General features: G+C 40.2%; 17 protein-coding genes and 7 pseudogenes. 13 read left to right on the forward strand and 11 right to left on the reverse strand.

Annotation, left to right across the window (positions count from 1 at the left end):
- The first annotated feature begins 88 nt into the window (after window positions 1-88).
- The 7 genes and pseudogenes from cysD (at window position 89) to PN838_RS24685 (ending at window position 6665) form a co-directional block, all read left to right on the forward strand.
- Window positions 89-993, forward strand: a pseudogene (gene cysD, locus PN838_RS24665) (sulfate adenylyltransferase subunit CysD).
- Entirely contained in the window at window positions 993-2414 is a 1422-nt protein-coding gene (gene cysN, locus PN838_RS24670) for a sulfate adenylyltransferase subunit CysN (RefSeq protein WP_272182360.1), read from the forward strand. The pseudogene cysD and the gene cysN overlap by 1 nt, the downstream one beginning before the upstream one ends.
- 244 nt (window positions 2415-2658) lie before the next feature.
- Window positions 2659-3090: a transporter permease gene (locus PN838_RS26775; protein ID WP_334313447.1), complete on the forward strand. Its 432-nt coding sequence runs from the start codon at window positions 2659-2661 to the stop codon at window positions 3088-3090.
- Between the two features lie 38 nt (window positions 3091-3128).
- A complete protein-coding gene (locus tag PN838_RS26780) occupies window positions 3129-3617 on the forward strand; it encodes a TrkA C-terminal domain-containing protein (protein ID WP_441295809.1) in 489 nt (162 codons plus the stop codon).
- On the forward strand, window positions 3529-4299 hold the full coding sequence (locus PN838_RS26785) for an SLC13 family permease (protein WP_334313448.1): 771 nt from the start codon (window positions 3529-3531) through the stop codon (window positions 4297-4299). Before PN838_RS26780 ends, PN838_RS26785 begins: the two co-directional genes overlap by 89 nt.
- 441 nt (window positions 4300-4740) lie before the next feature.
- On the forward strand, window positions 4741-6099 hold the full coding sequence (locus PN838_RS24680) for a capsule assembly Wzi family protein (RefSeq protein ID WP_272182361.1): 1359 nt from the start codon (window positions 4741-4743) through the stop codon (window positions 6097-6099).
- A 71-nt stretch (window positions 6100-6170) separates the two neighbouring features.
- On the forward strand, window positions 6171-6665 hold the full coding sequence (locus PN838_RS24685) for a hypothetical protein (RefSeq protein WP_272182362.1): 495 nt from the start codon (window positions 6171-6173) through the stop codon (window positions 6663-6665).
- 278 nt (window positions 6666-6943) lie between these two features.
- Here the strand turns inward: PN838_RS24685 and galU are convergent.
- Window positions 6944-7831, reverse strand: a pseudogene (galU, locus tag PN838_RS24690) (UTP--glucose-1-phosphate uridylyltransferase GalU).
- Window positions 7832-8431: 600 nt separating this feature from the next.
- Window positions 8432-8623 carry a hypothetical protein gene (locus tag PN838_RS24695; protein WP_272182363.1) on the reverse strand — a complete coding sequence of 64 codons (192 nt, stop codon included), beginning with the start codon at window positions 8621-8623 and terminating at the stop codon, window positions 8432-8434.
- 1161 nt (window positions 8624-9784) lie between these two features.
- Here PN838_RS24695 and cysC point away from each other — a divergent pair.
- Window positions 9785-10408 (forward strand): adenylyl-sulfate kinase, encoded by a 624-nt coding sequence (gene cysC, locus PN838_RS24700; RefSeq protein WP_272182364.1) that lies wholly within the window; start codon window positions 9785-9787, stop codon window positions 10406-10408.
- 28 nt (window positions 10409-10436) lie between these two features.
- Complete coding sequence (locus PN838_RS24705; protein WP_272182365.1) at window positions 10437-11405, forward strand: DHHA1 domain-containing protein; 969 nt, start codon at window positions 10437-10439, stop codon at window positions 11403-11405.
- A 1425-nt stretch (window positions 11406-12830) separates the two neighbouring features.
- On the opposite strand, the gene PN838_RS24710 is transcribed toward PN838_RS24705, so the two are convergent.
- From PN838_RS24710 to pspF, 9 genes and pseudogenes are all read right to left on the reverse strand, one after another.
- On the reverse strand, window positions 12831-13049 hold the full coding sequence (locus tag PN838_RS24710) for a hypothetical protein (RefSeq protein ID WP_272182366.1): 219 nt from the start codon (window positions 13047-13049) through the stop codon (window positions 12831-12833).
- Window positions 13050-13105: 56 nt separating this feature from the next.
- Window positions 13106-13474, reverse strand: a complete 369-nt coding sequence (locus PN838_RS24715; protein WP_272182367.1) for an ATP-binding cassette domain-containing protein — start codon at window positions 13472-13474, stop codon at window positions 13106-13108.
- A gap of 121 nt (window positions 13475-13595) precedes the next feature.
- Window positions 13596-14591, reverse strand: coding sequence for an oligopeptide/dipeptide ABC transporter ATP-binding protein (locus tag PN838_RS24720; RefSeq protein WP_215963141.1), 996 nt, complete (start codon window positions 14589-14591; stop codon window positions 13596-13598).
- A gap of 8 nt (window positions 14592-14599) precedes the next feature.
- Window positions 14600-15492 (reverse strand): annotated as a pseudogene (locus PN838_RS27725) (ABC transporter permease subunit).
- Complete coding sequence (locus PN838_RS26795; protein WP_370661067.1) at window positions 15479-15574, reverse strand: hypothetical protein; 96 nt, start codon at window positions 15572-15574, stop codon at window positions 15479-15481. The pseudogene PN838_RS27725 and the gene PN838_RS26795 overlap by 14 nt, the downstream one beginning before the upstream one ends.
- Window positions 15575-15576: 2 nt before the next feature.
- Entirely contained in the window at window positions 15577-16509 is a 933-nt protein-coding gene (locus tag PN838_RS24730; RefSeq protein ID WP_272182368.1) for an ABC transporter permease, read from the reverse strand.
- Window positions 16509-18158 carry an ABC transporter substrate-binding protein gene (locus tag PN838_RS24735; protein ID WP_272182369.1) on the reverse strand — a complete coding sequence of 550 codons (1650 nt, stop codon included), beginning with the start codon at window positions 18156-18158 and terminating at the stop codon, window positions 16509-16511. Before PN838_RS24735 ends, PN838_RS24730 begins: the two co-directional genes overlap by 1 nt.
- Window positions 18151-18312, reverse strand: a pseudogene (locus PN838_RS27730) (helix-turn-helix domain-containing protein); the annotation flags it as partial. The gene PN838_RS24735 and the pseudogene PN838_RS27730, both read right to left, overlap by 8 nt.
- Window positions 18279-19235, reverse strand: a complete 957-nt coding sequence (gene pspF, locus PN838_RS24740; protein ID WP_370661068.1) for a phage shock protein operon transcriptional activator — start codon at window positions 19233-19235, stop codon at window positions 18279-18281. The pseudogene PN838_RS27730 and the gene pspF, both read right to left, overlap by 34 nt.
- 185 nt (window positions 19236-19420) lie before the next feature.
- On the opposite strand from pspF, the pseudogene pspA reads away from it, so the two are divergent.
- The 4 genes and pseudogenes from pspA to PN838_RS24760 all read left to right on the forward strand — a co-directional run bounded on the left by pspA (window position 19421) and on the right by PN838_RS24760 (window position 23955).
- Window positions 19421-20106, forward strand: a pseudogene (pspA, locus tag PN838_RS24745) (phage shock protein PspA).
- A 3-nt stretch (window positions 20107-20109) separates the two neighbouring features.
- A pseudogene (gene pspB, locus PN838_RS24750) lies at window positions 20110-20348 on the forward strand (envelope stress response membrane protein PspB).
- Between the two features lie 9 nt (window positions 20349-20357).
- Window positions 20358-20798 (forward strand): envelope stress response membrane protein PspC, encoded by a 441-nt coding sequence (gene pspC, locus PN838_RS24755; protein ID WP_215963135.1) that lies wholly within the window; start codon window positions 20358-20360, stop codon window positions 20796-20798.
- 1917 nt (window positions 20799-22715) lie between these two features.
- Window positions 22716-23955, forward strand: a pseudogene (locus PN838_RS24760) (trans-sulfuration enzyme family protein).
- Window position 23956: the final 1 nt, after the last annotated feature.

Raw genomic sequence — 23956 nt, forward strand, 5'->3', positions numbered from 1 at the left:
CATCTAACCATTTGTTAGTTACATTACAAACTCAATTAGTGTTAAATACCGCTAGTTAATTTTAGCGGTATTTTTTGAGTGTAATTTAATGAATTATAACCTGACCCACCTTAAACGGCTTGAAGCCGAGTCGATTCACATTATTCGTGAAGTTGCGGCTGAATTCGACAATCCAGTCATGCTTTATTCTGTAGGTAAAGATTCTGCAGTTATGTTGCATCTTGCTCGTAAAGCGTTTTTCCCAGCGAAATTACCATTTCCTTTGTTGCACGTTGACACAAATTGGAAGTTTAAAGAGATGATTGAATTCCGCGATAAAATGGCGGAAAAATATGATTTCGATTTAATCGTTCATAAAAATCCTGAAGGATTGGCAATGGATATTAATCCATTTGTACATGGTAGCTCTAAACATACAGACATCATGAAAACCCAAGGATTAAAGCAAGCGTTGAATGCTGGCGGATACGATGCTGCATTTGGCGGCGCGCGTCGAGATGAAGAAAAATCCCGAGCCAAAGAACGTATTTATTCTTTCCGTGATAAAAATCATGCATGGGATCCTAAAAAGCAACGTCCTGAGTTGTGGAATGTCTTTAATTCAAAAGTTGATAAAGGGAGAGCATTCGTGTATTTCCATTATCAAACTGGACAGAATTAGATATCTGGCAGTACATATACTTAGAAAACATCGATATTGTGCCACTATATTATGCGGCTGAACGCCCGGTAGTAAATCGTGATGGCGTAGACATTATGGTCGACGATGAAAGATTGCCACTTGAAGAAGGAGAAACTCCGGAAATGAAGATGGTTCGCTTCCGTACTTTGGGTTGTTATCCTTTAACCGGTGCGGTTGAATCAGAAGCAGCGACGTTGCCTGAGATAATTCAAGAGATGTTGTTAACGAAAACATCGGAGCGCCAAGGTCGAATGATAGATCATGATTCAGCCGGCTCGATGGAAAAGAAAAAGATGGAGGGCTACTTCTAATGGCACATCAGTCAGATCTAATTGAACAAAATATAGAAGAGTATCTTCACCAGCACGAAAACAAAGAATTATTGCGTTTTATTACCTGTGGTTCAGTGGATGATGGTAAGAGTACGTTAATTGGTCGCTTGCTACACGACTCTAAAATGATCTTTGAAGACCAACTCGCTGCAATTCAAAATGACTCCAAACGTTTTAATACAACAGACGGTGAAATTGATTTAGCATTATTGGTTGATGGCTTACAGTCAGAGCGTGAGCAGGGCATTACAATTGATGTTGCTTATCGCTATTTTTCTACAGATAAACGTAAGTTTATTATTGCAGATACCCCTGGGCATGAGCAATATACCCGTAATATGGCTACCGGTGCCTCAACGGCTGACCTTGCCATTATCTTGATTGATGCGCGTTATGGTGTACAAACACAAACACGTCGTCATAGCTTTATTGTATCGTTATTAGGCTTGCCTAATGTCATCGTTGCAATTAACAAAATGGACTTAATGGATTTCTCTGAAGAAGTTTATGAAGACATTAAAAAACAATATATGGAATTGGCCGAAAAACTAAATATTAAAAATATTCAGTTTGCACCGATATCAGCGTTAAACGGCGATAACGTGGTTAACCGTTCTGAGAAATCTTCTTGGTATCACGGTAAAACATTAATGGAAATGTTGGAAACAACACCTATTGTAGAGTCATTTAACTTTGAAGATTTCCGTATGCCTGTGCAATACGTTAATCGTCCAAATCTTGATTTCAGAGGGTTCTGTGGAACCTTAGCATCTGGTGTCGTGCGAGTTGGCGATGAAGTTACGGTGTTACCATCAGGAAAGTCTTCTAAAGTAAAAGAAATAGTCACATTTGATGGCAATATTGACGAGGCTTTTGTGCCTATGGCAGTGACAATTACGTTAGAAGACGAAATTGATTGCAGCCGCGGTGATACCATAGTGCATTCTAATAACTTGTCACAGATCACCAGCGATGTTGAAGTTAATTTAATCTGGATGGCTGAACAAGCGTTAGTGCCGAATAAACAATACGACTTTAAATTTGCGACTAAGCAAACGACTGGTTCTATTTCTAACATCGACTTTACCGTTGACGTTAATACAATGGAACGCGGCGAAGCCGTTCGATTAGAATTGAACGAAATTGCTCGATGCCAAGTATCATTAAATCACCAAATCGCATTTGACAACTATTTAGATGTGAAAGGAACCGGTGCATTTATAATTATCGACAGATTAACCAATGTGACTATTGGTGCTGGGATGATTGTTGCGAAAGGGCAAGCTTCTGAAAGCAAAGCGGTAACTAATGTGTCTGCTTTTGAAGTAGAATTAAATGCGTTAGTACGTAAACATTTCCCTCATTGGGAAGCAAAAGATATTAGCGATTTGTTTAAGTAAACTGTCGTCTAGTAGGAAGGAAATGGTACTCTTTTGAGTACCATTTTTGTTTTTGCTTCAAAAAGTAAAAAGTAAAAAGTAAAAAGTAAAAGTAAAAACGCATTGAAGGTTGGCATAAAAGTTGGAACGTTTTACAACAATGTTACTTCATTAAACACAAAAGCTAGTTTCGGAATTGCTCGGCCGTTTTAAGTTATCACGGCCCAAATTAAAAAGTGCTAATGGTTAGAGGTTTTTAAATATAGTGACTATTGAACAATGGACAGTGTTGTTAATATTTTTTGCGACGATAGTTGGCTTAATCCGCTTTCAAAAATCGAGCGAACGTGTTTTTGTTTCGTCAGCATTAAGCTGCCTTGCATTTGACCTAGTCACAACCGAACAATTACTTGCCAATGCAACCAACCAAGGGTTGTTAACGTTAATGCTGTTGATAATGTGCAGTTTTGCACTTGAGAGAACCAGCTATTTACGTCGACTGTCTGCAATTCTTTTTCTTAAATCTACACCTCAAACGTATTTTCGAACGTTATTCACCACGTTAGTGTCATCCGCCTTTTTAAATAATACTGCAGTTGTTGCAACTTTGTTAAGTCCGATTAAAAACAATCGATATTTAGCACCTAATCGACTGCTTTTACCTGTGTCCTATGCCGCTATTTTGGGGGAACATTAACCCTTATCGGCACCTCAACAAACTTAATTGTAAACTCTATGTTATTGGAACAAGGACAAACAGGATTTGCCTTTTTTGATTTCTTTTTAGTCGGCATAGCCGCGTCTTTAGCTTGTTTATTAGTTATCTACCTTCGCACCGGTGTGCTGGAAGGAAAGGTTGTTAAACAAGAATTAGCATCAAGATATTTTGTTGAGGTTGAAGTCCAGCCGGATTCCTTGCTTATTGGCAAAACGGTTAGCGCGAATGGTTTACGTAATTTGGACTCACTCTTTTTAATTGAAATAGTGCGCAAAGGACGGTTGATAACCCCTGTTACGCCTCAGAATATGATCTACGCCGGTGACAAGCTAATTTTTACAGGCGATGTCACTAAAGTCGGTACTTTAAATCAGTTTGATGGCTTAACATCTTTTGCCCATGAGTCTGGACTAATCAATGATAATCTTACTGAGGTTGTTATTAGGCTACGGTTCTGCCGTTATTGGCAAAACGTTAAAAACCGCCGGTTTCCGAGCGCGATTTGACGCCGCTGTCGTCGCAATTAGACGAGAAGGTGAGCAGGTCTCAGGTAAGCTAGGTGATGTTGTTATTCAGTCAGGTGATTTTTTGGTTTTAGCAACCGGTAACGATTTTGCGGCGCGTTCAAACATCAGTAAAAACTTCTTTGTCCTTAATGGTAAAAAACTCGAATTTATGTTGTCCGGGGTAAAAGAAAAGTGTGTTGTCATCGGATTTGCGGGCGCCATCGCTACATCCGTTCTTTTTGATATTGCCTTGTTAAAATGTTTTATTTTCTATATGGCCGCTTTGTTTGCTTGTGGTGCATTAACTATTAACGAAGTAAAAAGACGTTTTCCTTTGGAAATTTGGTTGATTGTATTAAGTGCATTAACCTTGGCAACAACACTGAATAATGTCGGGATTTCAGATCTAATTGCAGAGTTAGTTGCCGAAGGTATTGACCAAAATAATGTTTATTTGGCGCTAGTCATTGTTTATTTTTCAACGTTACTGTTAACTGAGTTAATCACAAACAATGCCGCTGCAGCATTAATATTTCCAATCGCATATTCTGTAGCCATTGGTTTACAAGTAAGTTATTTACCGTTTGTTATGGCAGTGGCATTCGCCGCTAGTGGCAGTTTTATTAGTCCCTATGGTTATCAAACCAATTTAATGGTTTATAATGCGGGGATTACACGTTAAAAGACTTTGTTCGATTTGGCATACCAGTGTCTATAACCTACAGTGCGGTTGTCCTGTTGTTATTGCCCATAGTATTTCCGTTTTAGGAACTGAAAGTAGAGTCAGAGGGAATTTTTCTACTTTACTGTGCTTTAGCTAAATTGAATGAATGTGTTGTCAAAAATAGCAAAAGCGTAGCTCCGCTTTTTGCACTTTTGCACTTTTTATATTTTTGAAATTAGTTTTAATTTGGAACCTATTTTGTTGTCTACTAAAAAAACAATGTTCTCTCATTTTGCTAGGCTCTTTAATTCAGCCTCATTAAACTTTATAAACAACAATTCCCCAAGTAAAAGTAAGAACCGAATTAATTGTAGTAAATACCATTTGGTTTCCGCATTTTTTCTTTGTTTCGGTTTGAGTTTCCCTAGTATTGGTGCCACGCAATATGTGCCGATGCAAATGACCCAGTTAAATAAAGATATCCATGCTCTTTTTATTGTCACTAATACGCAATCGATGCAACGGCCATATGCTGTCTCCCATGTGAAGGACGTATTAAAACATGCTAAAAATCAATACCCTGAGCTGAGTGCTAGAGTCGAACAAGCGTTGACTAAGTTAACAACGCGGCCAGTAGGTTTTGCCCAATTGCAATTACGACAGGCGCAAAGCACCGAATTTGACACGGTTATTCCCAATCAACTCGCCGAGTTGGAAAGTAGCAATGGTCATGCAATGTTTACGGGCAGTTATCAGGTATCAAATTGGATGTCGTTTACTTATGGCGGGATAGCAAATAATAGTTTTGAAGACATAAACTTTTACGAAACGTATTTATCTGTTGGTAATGACAACATTCAGCTCGATGTGGGCTATAAACAAGATTGGTTATCACCGTTTCAAACCCGTTCAATGTTGTATAGCAATAATGCAAAAACCACACTTTCAGTCGGACTCAAAAACCCAATACCGTTTAAAAATTGGTGGGACCTACAATACAACGTGTTTGTGAAGTCTTTAGAACGTCACGATAATATATACTCAGAAGGGGAGCTTACCTCAGGGACGCCATACGTACTGGCAACTCAGCTAAGTATTCAGCCCTTTAAAGGCACATCGATTTCATTAAACAGAACGTTTCAATTTGGTGGGCGAGGCCAACCGATAAGTTTAGAACAAGTGTGGGGGGCATTTTCAGATGTTGTTGGTAGTGATAATAGCGGAGCGTTAGTAAATTGCGAATCAGGGAATGTTACAGAGTGTGAGTTTGGTAATCAAAGGGCATCCTTAACGATAGAGCAACGTTTCGGAAGCATAAATGTTTACGGAGAAATTGCAGGGGAGGATGCTGCTAGCCATTCTAATTTTCTTTTAGGCAATATAGCAGTATCAGCCGGTATATCCCTACCTTATACAAAATATAACGAGATTCCTTTGTCATTTTCTTATGAAGTCTCAGAGTTCCAGAGCGCATGGCACGATCATCATATATATCGAAAAGGGTACAGTGTCGGTAATGTCAGCCTCGGGCACTGGGCAACTAATTATACCTACGGAATTGAAAGTGCTTCGGGGTTATCCCAAACAGTACTTATTGATTTTTTAACGCCAGAGTACCAAATAGGATTTGAATACTTGTTTCATCGCAATAAAAAATCACCCAATCAAACGGCGTTAAATTATGACTATGTGGACTTGCACGATATTCAAGTCACTATAATTCCCCAATGGTTTAATCAGTTGGAATTGATGTTAGGCATTAAACGAGACGTCTATAACGACACGAGTTGGAGAATAGGTGTTACATGGCAATACTAAGTACTTTTTATAAAAAACACGCTTTTTCAAAAATGCCAATTGCCGCAGTCATAATAAAAAAGGTAGCCCGGGTGTACGTTGATGTTTTAAGCTTGTTCAAAACTAAGTTTATTTTTAATCTTTTACTTCTGACTCAATTTGGTGTTGCATCAGCGAATGAAATGAATACACACACGTATTCAAATAACAATCTAGAAGTTGCAACTAAATCAGATCTTACATCTGACTATGGTTATGGTTATGGTTATGGTTTTGTGATTGAAACTGGCCTTAAGGCGGTTAACAAAAACGTTAAGGGAATAGACGATACAACATTTGACGTCCGCCCTTACTTGCAGTTAGGGCTTTATCGTCCAGTCGCCGATAATTGGCGTGTGGGTTCAGCAATCAATTTTGCACCTAATATTGTGAATAGTGACACCGAAGCGTTATTCAATTTCAAAATATTGGATATGTTTTATCTTATTAATGATAAGCATTCAGTGTCATTTTATGGCGGTGCACAAAGGCAAGCTAGAGAGTATACGGCTATGAGGATACAGTCTTGGGTTTGGATATGGGTATAAACTAGATGACTATACAATTCGCAGTAACATTAGCTGGGCACGTACAAATACCGACATTGGCGGTCCTAGCTCGGAAACTGGAGCTAAAGATAATTTAGTTTGGTTGAATATCGGGGTTGAGTTTTAGAACTTTTTATCAGGTATAAGCTCAACTTCCCATTATTCGTTTAAGTGTTATCAAGCATATATAATTAAAAAAGCCTTACTTATTAAAAGTAAGGCTTTTATTTGATATCAACTTATTGCCTGTGAATTACGTAATATTCACTTTGTAGAAGTTACTTAATAGTTTTTAAGTAAGCTTTAAAATCTTCACCAAGCACATTATGACGCATGCTGTACTCAACAAAGGCTTGCATGTAACCGAGCTTATCACCACAGTCGTGGTAACTGCCTTTCATCAGGTAAGCATTAACCGTTTCCCAATCCATTAACGTTGCAATTGCATCGGTCAACTGAATTTCATCGCCGGCGCCGATAGGGGTTTTTCTAAAATATCCCAAATATCAGCTGATAATACATAACGGCCAACAACCGCTAAGTTAGAAGGGGCGTCTTCAATGTCGGGTTTTTCGACCATAGCGCTCATTGTTTTTGACTCGCCAGATTTTATTGCTTGGCCGTCGATATCTGCAATGCCGTATTTACTCACATCTTGTTCTGGCACTTCATCAACCATAACCTGACTGGCTTTGGTTTCTTCAAACAACCTAATCATTTCCGCTAAGTTGTCTTTTTCAAATTTGAATCATAGTCATTGATCATTACGTCTGGTAAAACAACTGCAAATGGGTTGTTGCCAACGAGTGGACGAGCACAGGCGATGGCGTGACCTAAACCTTTTGCTTCACCTTGGCGTACGTGCATGATTGTGACGTCTTTTGGACAGATTTTTGTACTTCTTCGAGTAACTGACGTTTTACTCGTTTCTCTAAAATAGACTCAAGCTCAAAACTTTTATCGAAGTGATTTTCGATACTGTTCTTTGAAGAATGGGTTACCAGTACTATTTCCTTAATACCGGCAGCGATAATTTCCTGCACAACATATTGAATAATGGGTTTGTCTGCAACAGGGAGCATTTCTTTTGGTATCGCTTTAGACGCAGGCAACATACGTGTACCTAAACCTGCTACTGGGATAATTGCTTTTATTACTTTTTTCATTGAAGTTCCTTAAATGTCCTAGTTCAATGTTTAATTAAAATCATGTGTTAATGAATGTAGTGTCACTAACAAAATGTATTCAATTCCGTGAGGTAAGTTGAAACATAAAGTTAAACACCCAATCATTGGGGCTCTGCTGAAGCTAACCCTTCACTACAAAGCGCCTAACATAATTGCGTCGAATTAATTCTTCGAAAGAAAATTATTCACGTGTCAATACTGTACCATTTCTAATTTAAAGTTAAATGACAAATTTTCATCTATCAAATTAAACCAACTCGTGTGGTGAAGTTTTTCTTCCACTTTCAATTTGCTCAAATAATCTGAACAAACCATCATCCAACTAAAAAGAAAAAGCGTTATCCAACTAAACGGAAAAACCGTTATCCAACTAAACAGAAAAACGTTATCCCCGTAGCTTGTAAAGTTAATCAGTCACGGCGATATTAGGGATCACCAACCAAGTGCAGAGGGAGTTCATAGTTCGCCTTAAATTGGCTAATAGTAATCAGAATAAAAACGTCATCCCAAAAGAGCCACGGCGATATTAGGGATCTCCAACCGAATGCAGAGGAAGTCCATAGTTTGCCTTGCAGGCAGCTATTTCGACTGCGTCGACCATACTGGTGCGGTGCTTGAAGTTTTCTTTGCCCAGCGGGCGGCTGTTTCGCCTAAAGGCGAGTCACTTTTCTCAACAGCTAGAAAAGTAACCAAAAGAGCCGCATCCAGCCAATATTCTTGTCTTACATTAAATTCAGTTTTGTCTAAAAGACGGGATGTAATTTCGTCCATGAAAACATCCCTTACTCGACGTCCTGTCTCATACTTTTGAAAACTGATTTAATTTCAGGAATATTGAATGGAGGTAAAATGTAGCCTGAACTTTCGGTGTGATAAATCTTTATTTTAAAGAAAAAACCGTCATCCCCTAGCTTGTAAAATTAGTCTAGCCAAAGCGATATTAGGGATCTCCAACCCAGTGCAGAGGAAGTTCATAGTTTGCTTTGCAGGCTACGCCTTTCTTTGCCTTGCAGGCGGCTATTTCGACTGCGTCGACCATACTTTTGCAACAGCCCCAAAAGTAGGCAAAAGGCCGCTTTCGGCTAAATCCTAATCCTTATTTAAGATTTATATTATCGTCGAAGACGGAATGTACGCACATCCCTATGCACATTCCTTGCAACGGCGTCCCTGCCGTTCACTTCGAGATATAAATCTCAACTAAGGGGATTTAAACGAAGGAAAATGTAGCCTGAACTTTCGGTGTGATAAATCTTTGTTTTAAAGAAAAACGTCATCCCAAAAGAGCCAAAGCGATATTAGGGATCTCAACCCAGTGCAGAGGAAGTTCATAATTCACTTCTAATAGGCTCATAATTTCAGAAAAAACGTTACACCAAATTAAACAGAAAAAACCGTCATCCCAAAAGAGCCACGGCGATATTAGGGATCTCCAACCCAGTGTAGAGGAATGTCATAGTTCGTCTTAAATTGGCTCACAGTAACTAGAACAACAAAACATCCTCAGTACTTTGAAGGAGATCTCAAATATCGCTTCGCGATTTTGAGATGACGGGTAATATCGAAATAACGTCATTCCAAGTCCGTAAAAATAGCCAAGCCACGGTGATATCTAGAACCTCCAACCGCGCGCTGTTTAATGAAGTTGCCCTAAGTAATTAACTTCATTTTATTTAGTTTATAAATCTAATCCGTTTAGACTTTTTATTTTAGAATAATTAAGCACAATATTTTCTTTCTAAAGCCGCAATATCAGGCGTCAATTAAGTGCAAAAGGAATTTGTTTAGGTACAATCTTGTTTATTCGTGGTTATGAGCCAGTTAAAGAGTTAAGCACATTACATAAGATAACTCTCATTTAGTCTTTAGCATCGACTAATCAAACAATTTATTAGGCAAGTGCCACACACGGATTTATTAAGGACAAAAACAATGACAAACTTAAAAGCGGACGCCGCTGTTTCCTCTAATGTTGTATGGCACTTACAAAGTATTTCGGCGGCACAACGTTCAGAAGCTAATGGCCACAAATCTGCTGTACTTTGGTATACGGGGTTAAGTGGTAGCGGTAAGTCGACAGTGGCCAATGCGGTTGATCAAAAATTATTCGAACGAGGCTGCCATACCTATGTGCTAGACGGTGATAACGTCCGCCATGGCCTTAATGGTGATTTAACGTTTAGTGACAAAGACCGTGTTGAAAATATTCGTCGAATAGGCGAAGTTAGCAAATTGTTTGTTGATTCCGGCTTATTGGTTTCCACTGCTTTTATTTCTCCATTTGCATCTGACCGTAAGATGGTTAGAGATCAGTTGCCAGCGGATAAGTTTGTTGAAGTGTTTATCGATACACCAATTGAAATCTGTGAACAACGTGACCCGAAGGGCTTATATAAAAAAGCACGTAATGGTGAAATTAAAAACTTTACTGGAATCGACTCTGCGTATGACATACCTGAATCACCAGAAGTGCATTTGAAAACGGCAAATAAATCTATCGAAGCCTGCGCGGACGAAGTTGTAGCTAAGCTTGTTGAACTTGGTTTAATAGATTAGTCGCTAAAAATAAAATAAGAAAAATAATATGACAAATTTCGATGTATTTAATGGTGATGCCGACGGGATTATTTCCCTTGTTCAATTGCGTTTAGCTGCGCCTAAACAAGCAGAACTTATCACTGGAATTAAACGTGATATTTCTCTTGTAAAACAAATTCCGATTGCGGCTATTAATGAGCATTCTAGCGTTACGATCCTAGATATTTCGATGGAAAAAAACGCAGACGCGTTACATGCGGTTTTAAAAACCGGTGCATCGGTAATGTATAGTGACCATCATAGGTCTGGCGAAATACCAAATGTGGTGAACCTTAACGCCCATATCGATCTTGACGCAAACACATGCACTTCTTTGATAGTTGACAACTTGCTAGCAGGGCAGTTTCATGACTGGGCAATTGCAGCAGCGTTTGGTGACAACTTAATAAAAGTGGCCACCGAGCTTTGTAAAAAGCAAGGCTATTCGGCCGAGCAAGTTGAACAGTTAAAAGAATTGGGCACCTTGGTCAATTATAATGGTTATGGTGCAACTACCGACGATTTAGCGTTTCATCCCGCCGACTTATTCAAGCAACTTGTTCAATACTCATCACCGTTCGACTGCATTAAAGATCCAAGTTCAGCCTTTCATACGTTAAAAAGTGCATTCGATTCTGATTTTAATCAAGCGCTGTCTGCAGACGTATTGCACGAATCAGAACTGGCTAAGGCCGTATTATTAGAAGATGCTGCATGGAGCAGAAGAATTAGCGGAACTTACGGGAATCATTTAGCTAATGAAAGCCCTGATACAGCCCACATAGTGGTAACGGTAGTAGATGACGCTCATTATCTCATTAGTCTGCGAGCACCGCTGAATAACAAAACAGGGGCCGGTGATATTTGCGCCACATTCGAAACCGGCGGCGGCCGAGCTGCGGCTGCAGGCATTAATCTTTTACCAAAACAAGACTTACCAAAACTGATCACCGCCGTCGAACGTTACTACGCGTAAGTTTCTGTTGGAAAAGAAGGACCAGTGGGGTCAGAGTTGCTGATATTTATAACTTCCTCTGCACGTGGCTGGAGATCCCTAATATCGCTTAGACTCTTTTGGGATGACGTTTTTTTCTGAAATTATGAGCCAATTGAAAATGGATTATGAACTTCCTCAGCACTCTGTAGGAGGTTCCAAATATCGCTCCGCTCTTTTGGAATGACGTTTTTTGTTCTGGACTTTTGAGGCAATTAAAAGTGAATTATGAACTTCCTCTGCACTTGGTTGGAGATCCCTAATATCGCCTTGGCTCTTTTGGGATGACGTTTTTTGTTCTAGTTACTGTGAGCCAATTTAAGGCGAACTATGAACTTCCTCTGCACTGGGTTGGAGATCCCTAATATCGCTTTGGCTCTTTTGGGATGACGTTTTTCTTTAAAACAAAGATTTATCACACCGAAAGTTCAGGCTACATTTTCCTTCGTTTAAATCCCCTTAGTTGAGATTTATATCTCGAAGTGAACGGCAGGGACGCCGTTGCAAGGAATGTGCATAGGGATGTGCGTACATTCCGTTTTCGACGATAATATAAATCTTAAATAAGGATTAGGGATTTACCACAAAGCGGTCTTTTTGCCTACTTTTGGGGCTGTTGCAAAAAGTATGGTCGACGCAGTCGAAATAGCTGCCTGCAAGACGAATTATGAACTTCCTCTGCACTTGGTTGGAGATCCCAAATATCGCCGTGGCTCTTTTGGGATGACGTTTTTTCTGAAATTATGAGCCAATTGAAAGCAAATTATGACATTCCTCTGCACTTGGTTGGAGCTCCCTAATATCGCTGTGGCTGATTAACTTTACAAGCTACGGGGATAACGGTTTTTTCTGTTGATTTGGAATGATTATTTTCACTAAAGCAATATGTTGTTACACCTAAAGTTCAGGCAACATTTACCTTCGTTTAAATCCCCTTAGTTGAGATTTATATCTCGAAGTGAACGGCAGGGACGCCGTTGCAAGGAATGTTTTCACTTCAAGGAAGAAGGGAATTCGTCAGTACATGGATGTACGTCAGACGAACCATGGACGAAATTACATTCCGTCTTCGACGATAATATAAATCTTAAATAAGGATTAGGGATTTAGCCGAAAGCGGTCTTTTGCCTACTTTTGGAGCTGTTGCAAAAGTATGGTCGACGCAGTCGAAATAGCTGCCGACAAGGCAAAGAAAGACACAGCCTGCAATGCGAACTATGACATTCCTCTGCACTTGGTTGGAGATCCCAAATATCGCTAAGGCTCTTTTAGGATGACGTTTTTCTGGTAGTTGGGATGACGGTTTTTTCTGTTGATTTGGGCTGTTGCAAAAGTATGGTCGACGCAGTCGAAATAGCCGCCCGCAGGGCAAAGAAAGACACAGCCTGCAAGGCACAAGCCCCGCGTCTACATATCTAACGACGTCAGTAGCTTTCTTGTTTTTGCATGTTGAGGGTCTGTGAAAACGTCCTCAGTGTGACCTTGCTCAATTATCTGTCCATCATCCATCACAATAATTCTATCGCTTAGGTACTTAATCAGAGAGATTTGGTGAGATATTAATACATAGGTCAGTTTGTGAGTTTGCTGTAAATCTAATAATAAGTTTATAACCTGCGCCCTCAATGATGGATCGAGTGGTGCGAGTGCTTCATCTATAATAACGACTTTAGGATCTAAAATTAACGCGCGTGCAATGCCAATCCGCTGTGCTTGGCCCCCGAAAACATGTGTGGGTAATAGTCGGCGTGTTCTGGTAACAAGCCTACCATTCTAAGTGCTTGTAATATTTTTTCACGACGCTGTGCTTTATCTAATGTTGTATTAAAGAGCAAAGGTTGTTCAAGTTGATTGCCTATAGGAACCGTAGGGTTAAGGGACTTTTGGGCGTCCTGAAATATCATCCGAATATTTTGGCAAAAGAACTTAGAATCATCCCACTTAATCACGTCTACATGGTGAAATAATTGCCCAGTATCTGGTTGTTCTGCACCTGCTAATAATCGAGCTATGGTGCTTTTACCAGAACCCGCTTCACCAATAATCGCCAATGTTTCATCAGGAATAAATGAAAACTAATCGGCCCTATGGTTTTATCTTTACCCTTTTTCAACCAGTGAGATTTGTCTTTGTAACACTTGCTAATGTTCAAAATCGAAAATATCGGAGCCGTCATTTGCTGTCTCCAATCAAAGGGTGGTGACACCTAAAGTACTGACCTTTTAACTTAACTTGTTCTGGCATAGTTACGCAGGCTTTTTGGGCATTGGGACAACGTGGGCCTAAGCGACAGCCAATAGGTAAATGCTGCAATGTAGGAATTGTTCCTTTGAGCGTATATAATTTTTTGCGAATATTATATTCGTGATCCTGAAAATCAGGTTCACTGTCAAATAGGGCTTTTGTATAGGGATGTTTTGGAGACGACAAAACTTTATTTGTCGGGCCACTTTCAATTAATTGGCCACAGTACATAACATTAATACTATCGGCCCAACTGGTGATTGAACTCAAGTTGTGTGTAATAAAAATCATCGCCATGTCTTTCAGTTGATTAAGGCTTTTTAACAGCTTAATCACTTGCAATGAGGTTGAGCTTTCCAGCGCGGTGGTAGGCTCGTCTGCAATGAGCAATTTAGGTTCTTTGGCAATGGCCATCGCGATCATTATCTTTTGACAGACACCTTCCGATAGCATGTGCGGATAGCTATTAAACACCGCATTATGATCTTTAATGCCTACTTTATGAAGCAAGTTGATGCACCGTTTTAACCTATGAACTTTATTAGCGTTAAACCAGCCTTTAAACTCATATTCCGGCAGTGACTCTTCCATTTGTGAAAAGATATCGGCAGTAGGATCTAAACATCTGCGGGGTTCTTGATAGACAATAGCAATGTTGGAGCTAATGATCTTTCGTCGCTTTTGTTCAGTCATTCGGTTTAAATCTTCGCCCATAAAATGCAGGCGGTCAGCAGTGACATTCCAACGGTTGTTTAATACGCCAACAAGCGCTTTAGCAATTAAACTTTTGCCCGAGCCAGATTCACCAATTAGGCCACTGACTTCACCCATTTTCATGGAGAAATTGGCAGACTCAACGGCTTTAATTGTTTCGTCGTTGGTCTTTAGTTCAATGTTAAGATTTCTAATATCAAGTAAGCGCATTTGGTTCCCTATTGAAGCCGGCGTTCTTTTAACGCATGCCTCAAACCATCACCAACGATGTTAGTGGATAAAATACAAAGGAATAGCAATAAACCCGGTAACATGACTGTCCATGGATTCAAATAAAATACGTCTAAGCTATCCGACACCATAGTGCCAAGTTCTGGTTCTGGCGATTGTGCGCCAATTCCAATAAAGCCTAAAACGGCTATGTCGAGAATGGCCGAAGAAATCGCCATGGTTGAAAATATAATGATGTTTTCAACCAAATTTGGTAACAAAGCGTAATAAAATAAATGTGAAGGTTTGGCGCCATCAAGCTTATAGGCAATAATAAAATCTTTATTTAAGAGCTCTGCGACTTCAGTACGAATGTGATGAATAAACTGCGGTAACATCGCGAGTACAACGGCCCAAAACGTATTAGCGATCCCGGGACCTAATATTGCGACAATAACAATGGCAATGAGTAACGAAGGCATTGTTAGCGCGATGTCCAAAATGTGGTTTAAAAAACTAGAGCGAATACCTTTACTAAAACCTGCGAATACACCAATGAGTACCCCTAACGTTAGCGCCATAAAAACAGAAACTATGGCCAATCCGAATGAAAACCCTAATCCGTACAATACCCGAGTAAAGATATCTCGGCCTAGTGCGTCGGTTCCAAACGGAAACGCTATGGTCCCATCTGGGTGCCACGCTGGTGGGGTGAGCAATGACTCAGGATGCTGTGCAAATGGTGAGTAGGGGCAAGCATAGGCGCAAATATTGCGACTAGAATAAAAAACAAAAATAACCAAGCTGCAACGAGAGAAAAGTGATTACTTTTAAACAAGCGCCATAATTGGTGGATTGGCGACGAGTTGTTAGGACTCGTAAAAAATCTAAATTTTTCCATAACCGTGTCTTCTCGCCAATGGGTCAAAAATCATATAAATAACATCAAATAAGATAGTGGCGACAAAGACCATCCCTGACATCGCTAAAATACCACCTTGTATTGCTGGGTAATCACGTTGATGAATTGCATCGACGAGCCATAAACCAACACCATACTAGGAAAAATAACTTCGGTGACCATAGCAAGCGTGATCAAAGTACCAAAGTGCAGCCCCATCATTTGAATAACGGGCAACAAACCATTTCGTAAACCATGTCGTCGCAACACTTGTATATGAGACAAACCTTTTGCTCTAGCGGCTTTCACATAACTGGTGTTCATCACGTTTTTCATTGACTGGCGTGTTGTTCGTATCAAGACGGTTGTTGGGTAAGCAGCAAGAACAAATGTTGGGATTGCTAGGTGGTTAACCGCGTCACCTAGGGCTTCGCGTTTATAACTCACATCAGACAGCAATATGTCGATGATCATAAACCCGGTTACGGTTGGAATGTCATAAACTAAACTTAGACGCCCTGAGATGGGAAACCAGCCTAAATTAATTGAAAAAACCAAAATCATTAACAAAGCTAACCAAAATATAGGCATGGAAAACCCAAATATCGACATAGCCAAGATGGATTTATCTAACCACGGTTTTGTCTCTGACGACGCTAAAATACCTAAAGGTATTGCAACGATAAAGCTATAGATTAATGCAAAGGTCGCGAGTTCAATGGTCGCGGGTAGGGCGTTAAATACCTGATCAAATATACTGGTGCCATTGGTGAAAGACTGACCCCAATTACCGTCAAACATTCGGATTAAGAAATAGAAGTATTGAACAATAACGTTTTGGTCGAGTTTATAGATACGAGCTAGTTCGGTGTATTCTTCGGCGGGGATTTCTCCAATGCCGGTCATATTACTTAGTACATCGCCGGGAAACATATAATTAAGGGAAAATACAAACGTAAAAACTGCGAATGTAATAAAAAATAGTAGCCAAACTTTGCGATAAACGTAATTAAACATTATTTCACCTTCTTAACGGCTTTTGAAAAATCAATGCCGCCATAAGGGTTAATATTAACCTGTTTAATGTAATCTCTGTGCACTTTATGTCTCACGGCATGGGCAATTGGAACCAATGGCGAATGTTCGAATAACACAGCTTCTGCGGCTTGGTAATAGGCCTTTCGTGTGTCGTGGTCAGTTATCGACAGCGCACTTATAATATTGCGGTCAAATTCATCATTACACCAGCCGCTCCGATTTGAGCCAGAAGAAGCCGATGCACAACTTAGCAGCGGACGATAAAAGTTGTCCGGATCTGAGTTGTCAGCTAACCAACCAATTAATACCGAATCATGCTCACCTTTTGCTAATCGCTTACGAAAGGTCCCCCAGTCGTAGGTGATGATGTTTGCTGTTATGTTAATTTTAGCCAAATTTTGCTGAAGAATTTCTGCCATTTTTCCCGCATTTGGATTGTAAACACGTTGAACAGGCATAGCCCAAATATCCATTTCAAAACCATCTTCATAGCCTTCTTGAGCTAACAACTCTTTGGCTTTCTCAAGTGAAAAAGGACGGACGTAGTTTGTATTGTCATAGGCCCACGACGTTGGCGGAACCAAACTATTTGCGGGTTCAGCTAAATCAAAATAAACGGCGTCGATAATAGCTTCTCGGTCAACAATGTAGCTTAGCGCTTTGCGCACATTGGCATTATCAAATGGTGGTACATTGGTATTAAAAGCCCAGTAACTGACATTCATAGACGTCGTTTCAACAATATCTATGCCTTTTTTACTATGTAAATAACCGACATCAGACGCCGTAGGGTAACCCATAACATCACATTCACCGGTTAGTAGTTTTGCTAAGCGTGAACTGTTGTTAGGCGTGATATCAAAAATGATTTGCTGTAATTCGCTGGCGGTTTGCCAATATTTTTCGTGGGCATGATAGCGAATGTGATGGTCACGGTCATATTGCACAAACTTAAACGGACCGGTTCCAATTGGTTTGGTATCAATTTGGTCCTTATTTTCAGCTGCTTGCAATTGTTCTCCATACTCAGCCGACAATATAACTGCAAAATCCGTGGCCATGTTCGCTAAGAAGGATGCCTGTGGATCAACTAATCGAAATTCGATAGTTAAATCGTCTACCACGATGATTTGTTCAATTAAGTCACTGAGGCCGATGCCTTCAAAAAATGGGTACTGGCCCCCGCCAACATCGTGATAAGGATGGTCTTGGTGCAATATGCGAGAAAAGGTAAACAACACATCTTCACTGGTTAACGTTCGTGTTGGCGTAAAGTAATTGGTGGTGTGAAATTCCACTCCTTTTCGTAGGTAAAATCGGTATCGCATTGCGTCGCTAGAAACGATAACTTTACGTGCAATGTCTGAAACAACTCGGCCATTGGTGGGATCAATTTTAACTAAACGATTGTATATTTGCTGGGATACAGCGTCTATTGTTGTACCAGAAGTTACAAGTTGTGGATTAAAAGTCTCTGGTGAGCCTTCGCTACAATATAATAAGGTTTTAGCTGCTAATTTAGAGTCATCGTATTGGCCGCAGGCGTTTAGTAAATTACAAAACAATAACAACCACAGTCGTTTGTAATTACCACTTTTTACTACATGGGCCAAAACTGCTTTAATCATCGGAATTTTTATCCAATAAATTGTATTTTTTAAGATAACCACGTAATTGATGATAGGTGACTTCAAGTTGCTCGGCGGTCTTTTTCTGATTGTATTGGCAATGAGAAAGGGCGGTTGTGATTAAATCCACTTCAAATTCTTGACTCGCATCTTTGAAATTAAGCGGGAATGTGTGCTGAGGCTTGGTTGCGACAGGGGTTGGTCAACTGTATCGTTCGCTGATATGTTAACGATTTCTTTAATCACTTGAGGCGCCGACTGACGGTCTTGTGTCTTGATACGTTTTTCAGGACGATACGGACTATCAAATGGGTCTAAGACAATTTCATGTACAGGTACATGGGGATTTGCTGAGCGATAAACACTACGTTCAACCACGTTTTTTAACTCTCGTACATTACTAGGCCAATGATAGTCTAATAGTAACTCTTTGGCTCGGCGAGAGAAACCACTAAATAGCTCCCAACCCAGTTCTTTTACCATAGAGATGGCAAAATGTTCAGCGAGCACCATAATATCTTCATATCGTTCACGCAGTGGAGGCAAGGTGATTACATCAAACGCTAAACGGTCTAGTAAGTCAGAGCGAAACTCACCCGACTCAGCTAATGCCGGTAAGTCTTCATTGGTAGCACACACCAAGCGTGTATCAATTTTTACTGTTTTAGTGCCCCCGACGCGTTCAAATTCGCCGTATTCTATAACTCGAAGCAACTTCTCTTGCACTAATCCCGAGGTGTTCGCTAACTCGTCTAAAAACAACGTACCGCTGTTGGCACGTTCAAACCGACCTTCGTGTCGTTTTCCTGCACCGGTAAATGCGCCGGATTCATGACCAAACAATTCACTTTCTAATAGGTTCTCATTTAAGGCTGCACAGTTAAGGGTAACGTAGTTTTGGTCCCAACGTTGTGAAAGGTAATGCAAGCGGGCTGCGATTAACTCTTTACCGGTTCCCCGTTCACCTATAATAAGAACAGGTTTATTCAAAGGGGCAAGTTGCGATACTTTTTCTAATACTTCTAAAAAACTATTGGCTTGTCCGATTAGATTATCTTTGTTTCTGAATTGGCTCATAATGCAACACTTGGTTAAAATGACTAATTGTTAGTGTATTTTAAAAACAACAAAACTTAAAGTTTTCCCTAAAGAAAATAAAAATTATTATAAAACATCGGGTTACAACTTCTGTAAAAAGTGGCAGGATATCTGAATGTATTACCCCAACTTGATAACAAGTCTTTATAAATGAGGTACGTATTATGGGTATTTTTTCTCGCTTTGCAGACATTGTGAACGCAAATATTAATTCACTTTTAGATAAAGCTGAAGATCCGGAAAAAATGGTCCGGTTGATCATTCAGGAAATGGAAGACACGTTAGTCGAAGTTCGCTCTTCTTCAGCACGCACTTTAGCCGACAAAAAGATGTGGTAAGACGCATCGACAGACTGAAAGCCGAAACGGCAGATTGGCAGTCTAAAGCGGAATTAGCTTTGTCTAAAGACCGCGAAGACCTTGCTCGTCAAGCATTGTCTGAACGTCAACGTTGTGAAGAAAACGTGGCTATGTTAGACCATGACTTAGAGTCGCTAGACGAACAGGTTAATCGTCTTAAAGATGAAATTGGTCAGTTGCAAACTAAACTTGAAGATGCCAAAGCACGTCAAAAAACAATCTTGATGCGCGGCAAAACAGCCAGTTCACGTTTGAATGTGAAAACTAAACTGAACAGTGGCAAAATTAACGACGCATTGTCTCGATTTGAACAATACGAACGTAAAATTGATAATTTGGAAGCTGAAGTTGAGTCTTACGATTTAGGTAACAAGTCATTAGCAGACGAGTTTGCCGAGTTAGAATCGTCAGATAAAGTGAACAGTGAACTTGAAGCGCTTAAAGCTAAAATGAAAAAGCGAAGAAAGACTAATAGAGTCTTTGGGGAGTAATTTATGAGCGACGTAGTCGGAATTTTAATCGCGCCAATTATCATCTTCATGATCTTTGTCGCACCGATTTGGCTAATTATGCATTACAGAAGTAAAAAGCAGGTTGGTAAGGATTAAATGAGAACGAAATTGTTGAACTGCATGAGTTAGCACGAAAAGCCGAAATATTGGGTGAACGAGTTAAAACATTAGAGTCAATATTAGACGTAGAAGCGCCTGATTGGCGCAACAAAAACGCTTAGGAGTAGGGTATGACTAAATCAAATAAACAGCTAAATCGTATTCCTAGCAAAGGTAAAATAGCCGGCGTTTGTGCTGGTGTTGCAGAATACACCGGAATGGAACCATGGTTAGTCAGAATAGTCTGGTTTAGTGGTTTAGTCTTCTCAGGCGGGTTCTTTTTTATCGCTTATGTCGCGTGTTGGTTTATTTTAGACAAAGACGGCACGGTTTCAAGACGCAAGGATGGCTTAAAACAAGCTCAAGACCAATGGCACCGTTTTGATGAAAATGAAGATATCGACCGAGCCGTAGAAGTTAAAAGTAAAGTTTGGCAGTCAGGAGAACCACCAAAACAAGCTTTTAGAGACATTGCGAGGCAGTTTGAAGGAATCGAACGCCGAGTTCGCAATATGGAAGGTTACGTTACTTCGAATGAATATACATTGAAACGAGAAATTAATCGTTTGTAGTAACAACCAAAATATTCACAATTTAAGAAATGGCCTAAGGGCCATTTTTTTGTACCTGAAGTTCAGTCACATCAACTGAAAGCGAACTATGAACTTCCTCTGCACTTGGTTGGAGATCCCTAATATCGCCGTGGCTTTTTTGGGATGACGTTTTTTGTTCTGGACTTTTGAGCCAATTTAAAAGTGAATTATGACATTCCTCTGCACTTGGTTGGAGATCCCTAATATCGCCGTGGCTCTTTTGGGATGACGTTTTTTGTTCTGGACTTTTGAGCCAATTTAAAAGTGAATTATGACATTCCTCTGCACTTGGTTGGAGGTTCCAAATATCGCTCCGCTCTTTTGGAATGACGTTTTTTGTTCTGGACTTTTGAGGCAATTAAAAGCGAATTATGAACTTCCTCTGCACTTGGTTGGAGATCCCTAATATCGCCGTGGCTCTTTTGGGATGACGTTTTTTGTTCTGGAATTATGAGCTGATTGAAGTTGGATTATGAACTTCCTCTGCACTTGGTTGGAGGTTCCAAATATCGCTCCGCTCTTTTGGAATGATGTTTTTGTTCTGGACTTTTGAGCCAATTTAAAAGTGAATTATGACATTCCTCTGCACTTGGTTGGAGGTTCCAAATATGGCTCCGCTTTTTTGGAATGACGTTTTTGTTCTGGACTTTTGAGCCAATTTAAAAGTGAATTATGACATTCCTCTGCACTTGGTTGGAGGTTCCAAATATCGCTCCGCTCTTTTGGGATGACGTTTTTTGTTCTGGACTTTTGAGCCAATTTAAAAGTGAATTATGACATTCCTCTGCACTTGGTTGGAGATCCCTAATATCGCCGTGGCTCTTTTGGGATGACGTTTTTTGTTCTAGTTACTGTGAGCCAATTTAAGGCGAACTATGAACTTCCTCTGCACTTGGTTGGAGGTTCCAAATATCGCTCCGCTTTTTGGAATGACGTTTTTTGTTCTAGTTACTGTGAGCCAATTTAAGGCGAACTATGAACTTCCTCTGCACTTGGTTGGAGGTTCCAAATATCGCTCCGCTCTTTTGGAATGACGTTTTTTGTTCTGGACTTTTGAGCCAATTTAAAAGTGAATTATGACATTCCTCTGCACTTGGTTGGAGGTTCCAAATATCGCTCCGCTTTTTTGGAATGACGTTTTTGTTCTAGTTACTGTGAGCCAATTTAAGGCGAACTATGAACTTCCTCTGCACTTGGTTGGAGGTTCCAAATATCGCTCCGCTCTTTTGGAATGACGTTTTTGTTCTGGACTTTTGAGGCAATTAAAAGCGAATTATGAACTTCCTCTGCACTTGGTTGGAGATCCCTAATATCGCCGTGGCTCTTTTGGGATGACGGTATTTCTGGTTAATTGTGCTCAACAATGACTTTTTGTTCTGGTTACTATGAGCCAATTGAAGTTGGATTATGAACTTCCTCTGCACTTGGTTGGAGGTTCCAAATATCGCTCCGCTCTTTTGGAATGACGTTTTTGTTCTGGACTTTTGAGCCAATTAAAAGCGAATTATGAACTTCCTCTGCACTTGGTTGGAGGTTCCAAATATCGCTCCGCTCTTTTGGAATGACGTTTTTGTTCTGAAATTATGAGCCAATTAAAAGCGAGTTATGAACGGCCTCTGCACTCGGCATGACTTTTCCTGTTATTCGGCATAACGACTTTTGTTATGGAAATAGCGCCAAAACCTAACCGGACGCAGTGTTTTTTTGTGTAAGTGTTTGAATTTAAAATAAATAGTAGGTGTTGTGTAACGTAATTATTACAGTGGGTGAGGTAACTATTTTCAAATTAGATTATTAACTCTACTCATTTTTTGCAAAGTTCGGACTTTAATCACGATTGAATCGATGTGACAAAAGCGTTGCCCAGTTTTGGGCCGTTTTTATTAGAGGCAGAACATGAGCGTCAAAGCGAATAATAATAATATTGAAACCCTATGTATTCACGCTGGCAAAGTGAAAGGTGCCCATCAGGGAGCGCTAACTACGCCTTTATATCAGACCTCAACCTTTGTATTTGAAAGCGCGGAGCAGGGGCGAGACGTTTTGCTGGTGAAGAAGAAGGCTATATATATACCAGATTAGGCAATCCAACCACGCGCGAGCTTGAATTAAAAATGGCAGCGATGGAAAAAATGGAAGATGCAGCAGCAACAGCGACTGGTATGGCAGCGGTGTCAGGTGCGGTGTTGAGTTTTCTGCAAGCGGGTGACCACGTAATTGTATCAAAAGCCATTTACGGTTGTTCATTTGCATTATTTAATCATCAACTGCCTAAATTTGGTATTGAGGTTACCTTTGTTGATATGACCGATGATGCAAACTTATTGCCCGCATTAAAACCAAATACCAAAATGTTATTTGCGGAAACTCCAATCAATCCAAATTTAGAAGTGTTAGACCTATGGCTAAAATTGGCGCGTTTTGCTTAGAGTACGATCTCATTTCGATTGTCGACAGTACGTTTATGTCTCCAGTGCTTCAAACCCCGGTGGATTTTGGCATCAACATAGTGATCCACAGTGCAACAAAATACTTAAACGGGCACGGTGATGTGGTTGCGGGAATTATTGTTGGCAGCGCTGAGCATATTGAAACTATTAAACTAACAATTCTAAAAGACATTGGCGGCACAATTAGCCCACACGATGCATGGTTAATATTAAGAGGTCTGAAAACCTTGCCAGTAAGAATGGACCGTCATTGCACAAATGGTCAGAAGTTAGCTGAATTCTTAGAGCAACATCCATTAGTGTCAAAAGTTTATTATCCGGGATTGCCATCGCATTCTGGGCATCAATACCTAGGTAAACAAATGCGAGGAGCCGGTGGCGTTGTGGGTTTTGAACTTAATGCAAATCTTGAAGAAGGTGCTCATTTTATTAATTCAGTCGAATTATTTTCAATAGCCGTGAGTCTAGGGGACGCTGAATCTCTAATCCAACACCCGGCATCTATGACACATTCACCGTATACCCAAGAGGAGCGTTTGGCCGCTGGAATTAGCGATGGCCTTATTCGCATTTCAGTTGGGCTAGAGCACGCAGACGACTTAATCGCCGATTTGAACCAAGCATTAAACAAAATTAACGAAGCACGAATGGTAACACCAAGTGCAACTGTATTAGGGTGCAGTTAAT

The organism is Psychrosphaera algicola (assembly GCF_028401425.1).
GTDB classification, from domain to species: Bacteria; Pseudomonadota; Gammaproteobacteria; order Enterobacterales; family Alteromonadaceae; genus Psychrosphaera; species Psychrosphaera algicola.

What these genes read in the sequence shown, in the direction of transcription:
- cysN (WP_272182360.1), top strand. Translation starts at nt 993, where the DNA reads ATGGCACATCAGTCAGATCTAATTGAACAAAATATAGAAGAGTATCTT.
- PN838_RS26780 (WP_441295809.1), top strand. Translation starts at nt 3,129, where the DNA reads ATGTTATTGGAACAAGGACAAACAGGATTTGCCTTTTTTGATTTCTTT.
- PN838_RS26785 (WP_334313448.1), top strand. Translation starts at nt 3,529, where the DNA reads ATGATAATCTTACTGAGGTTGTTATTAGGCTACGGTTCTGCCGTTATT.
- PN838_RS24680 (WP_272182361.1), top strand. Translation starts at nt 4,741, where the DNA reads ATGACCCAGTTAAATAAAGATATCCATGCTCTTTTTATTGTCACTAAT.
- PN838_RS24695 (WP_272182363.1), bottom strand. Translation starts at nt 8,623, where the DNA reads ATGGACGAAATTACATCCCGTCTTTTAGACAAAACTGAATTTAATGTA.
- cysC (WP_272182364.1), top strand. Translation starts at nt 9,785, where the DNA reads ATGACAAACTTAAAAGCGGACGCCGCTGTTTCCTCTAATGTTGTATGG.
- PN838_RS24705 (WP_272182365.1), top strand. Translation starts at nt 10,437, where the DNA reads ATGACAAATTTCGATGTATTTAATGGTGATGCCGACGGGATTATTTCC.
- PN838_RS24720 (WP_215963141.1), bottom strand. Translation starts at nt 14,591, where the DNA reads ATGCGCTTACTTGATATTAGAAATCTTAACATTGAACTAAAGACCAAC.
- PN838_RS26795 (WP_370661067.1), bottom strand. Translation starts at nt 15,574, where the DNA reads ATGTCAGGGATGGTCTTTGTCGCCACTATCTTATTTGATGTTATTTAT.
- PN838_RS24730 (WP_272182368.1), bottom strand. Translation starts at nt 16,509, where the DNA reads ATGTTTAATTACGTTTATCGCAAAGTTTGGCTACTATTTTTTATTACA.
- PN838_RS24735 (WP_272182369.1), bottom strand. Translation starts at nt 18,158, where the DNA reads ATGATTAAAGCAGTTTTGGCCCATGTAGTAAAAAGTGGTAATTACAAA.
- pspF (WP_370661068.1), bottom strand. Translation starts at nt 19,235, where the DNA reads ATGAGCCAATTCAGAAACAAAGATAATCTAATCGGACAAGCCAATAGT.
- pspC (WP_215963135.1), top strand. Translation starts at nt 20,358, where the DNA reads ATGACTAAATCAAATAAACAGCTAAATCGTATTCCTAGCAAAGGTAAA.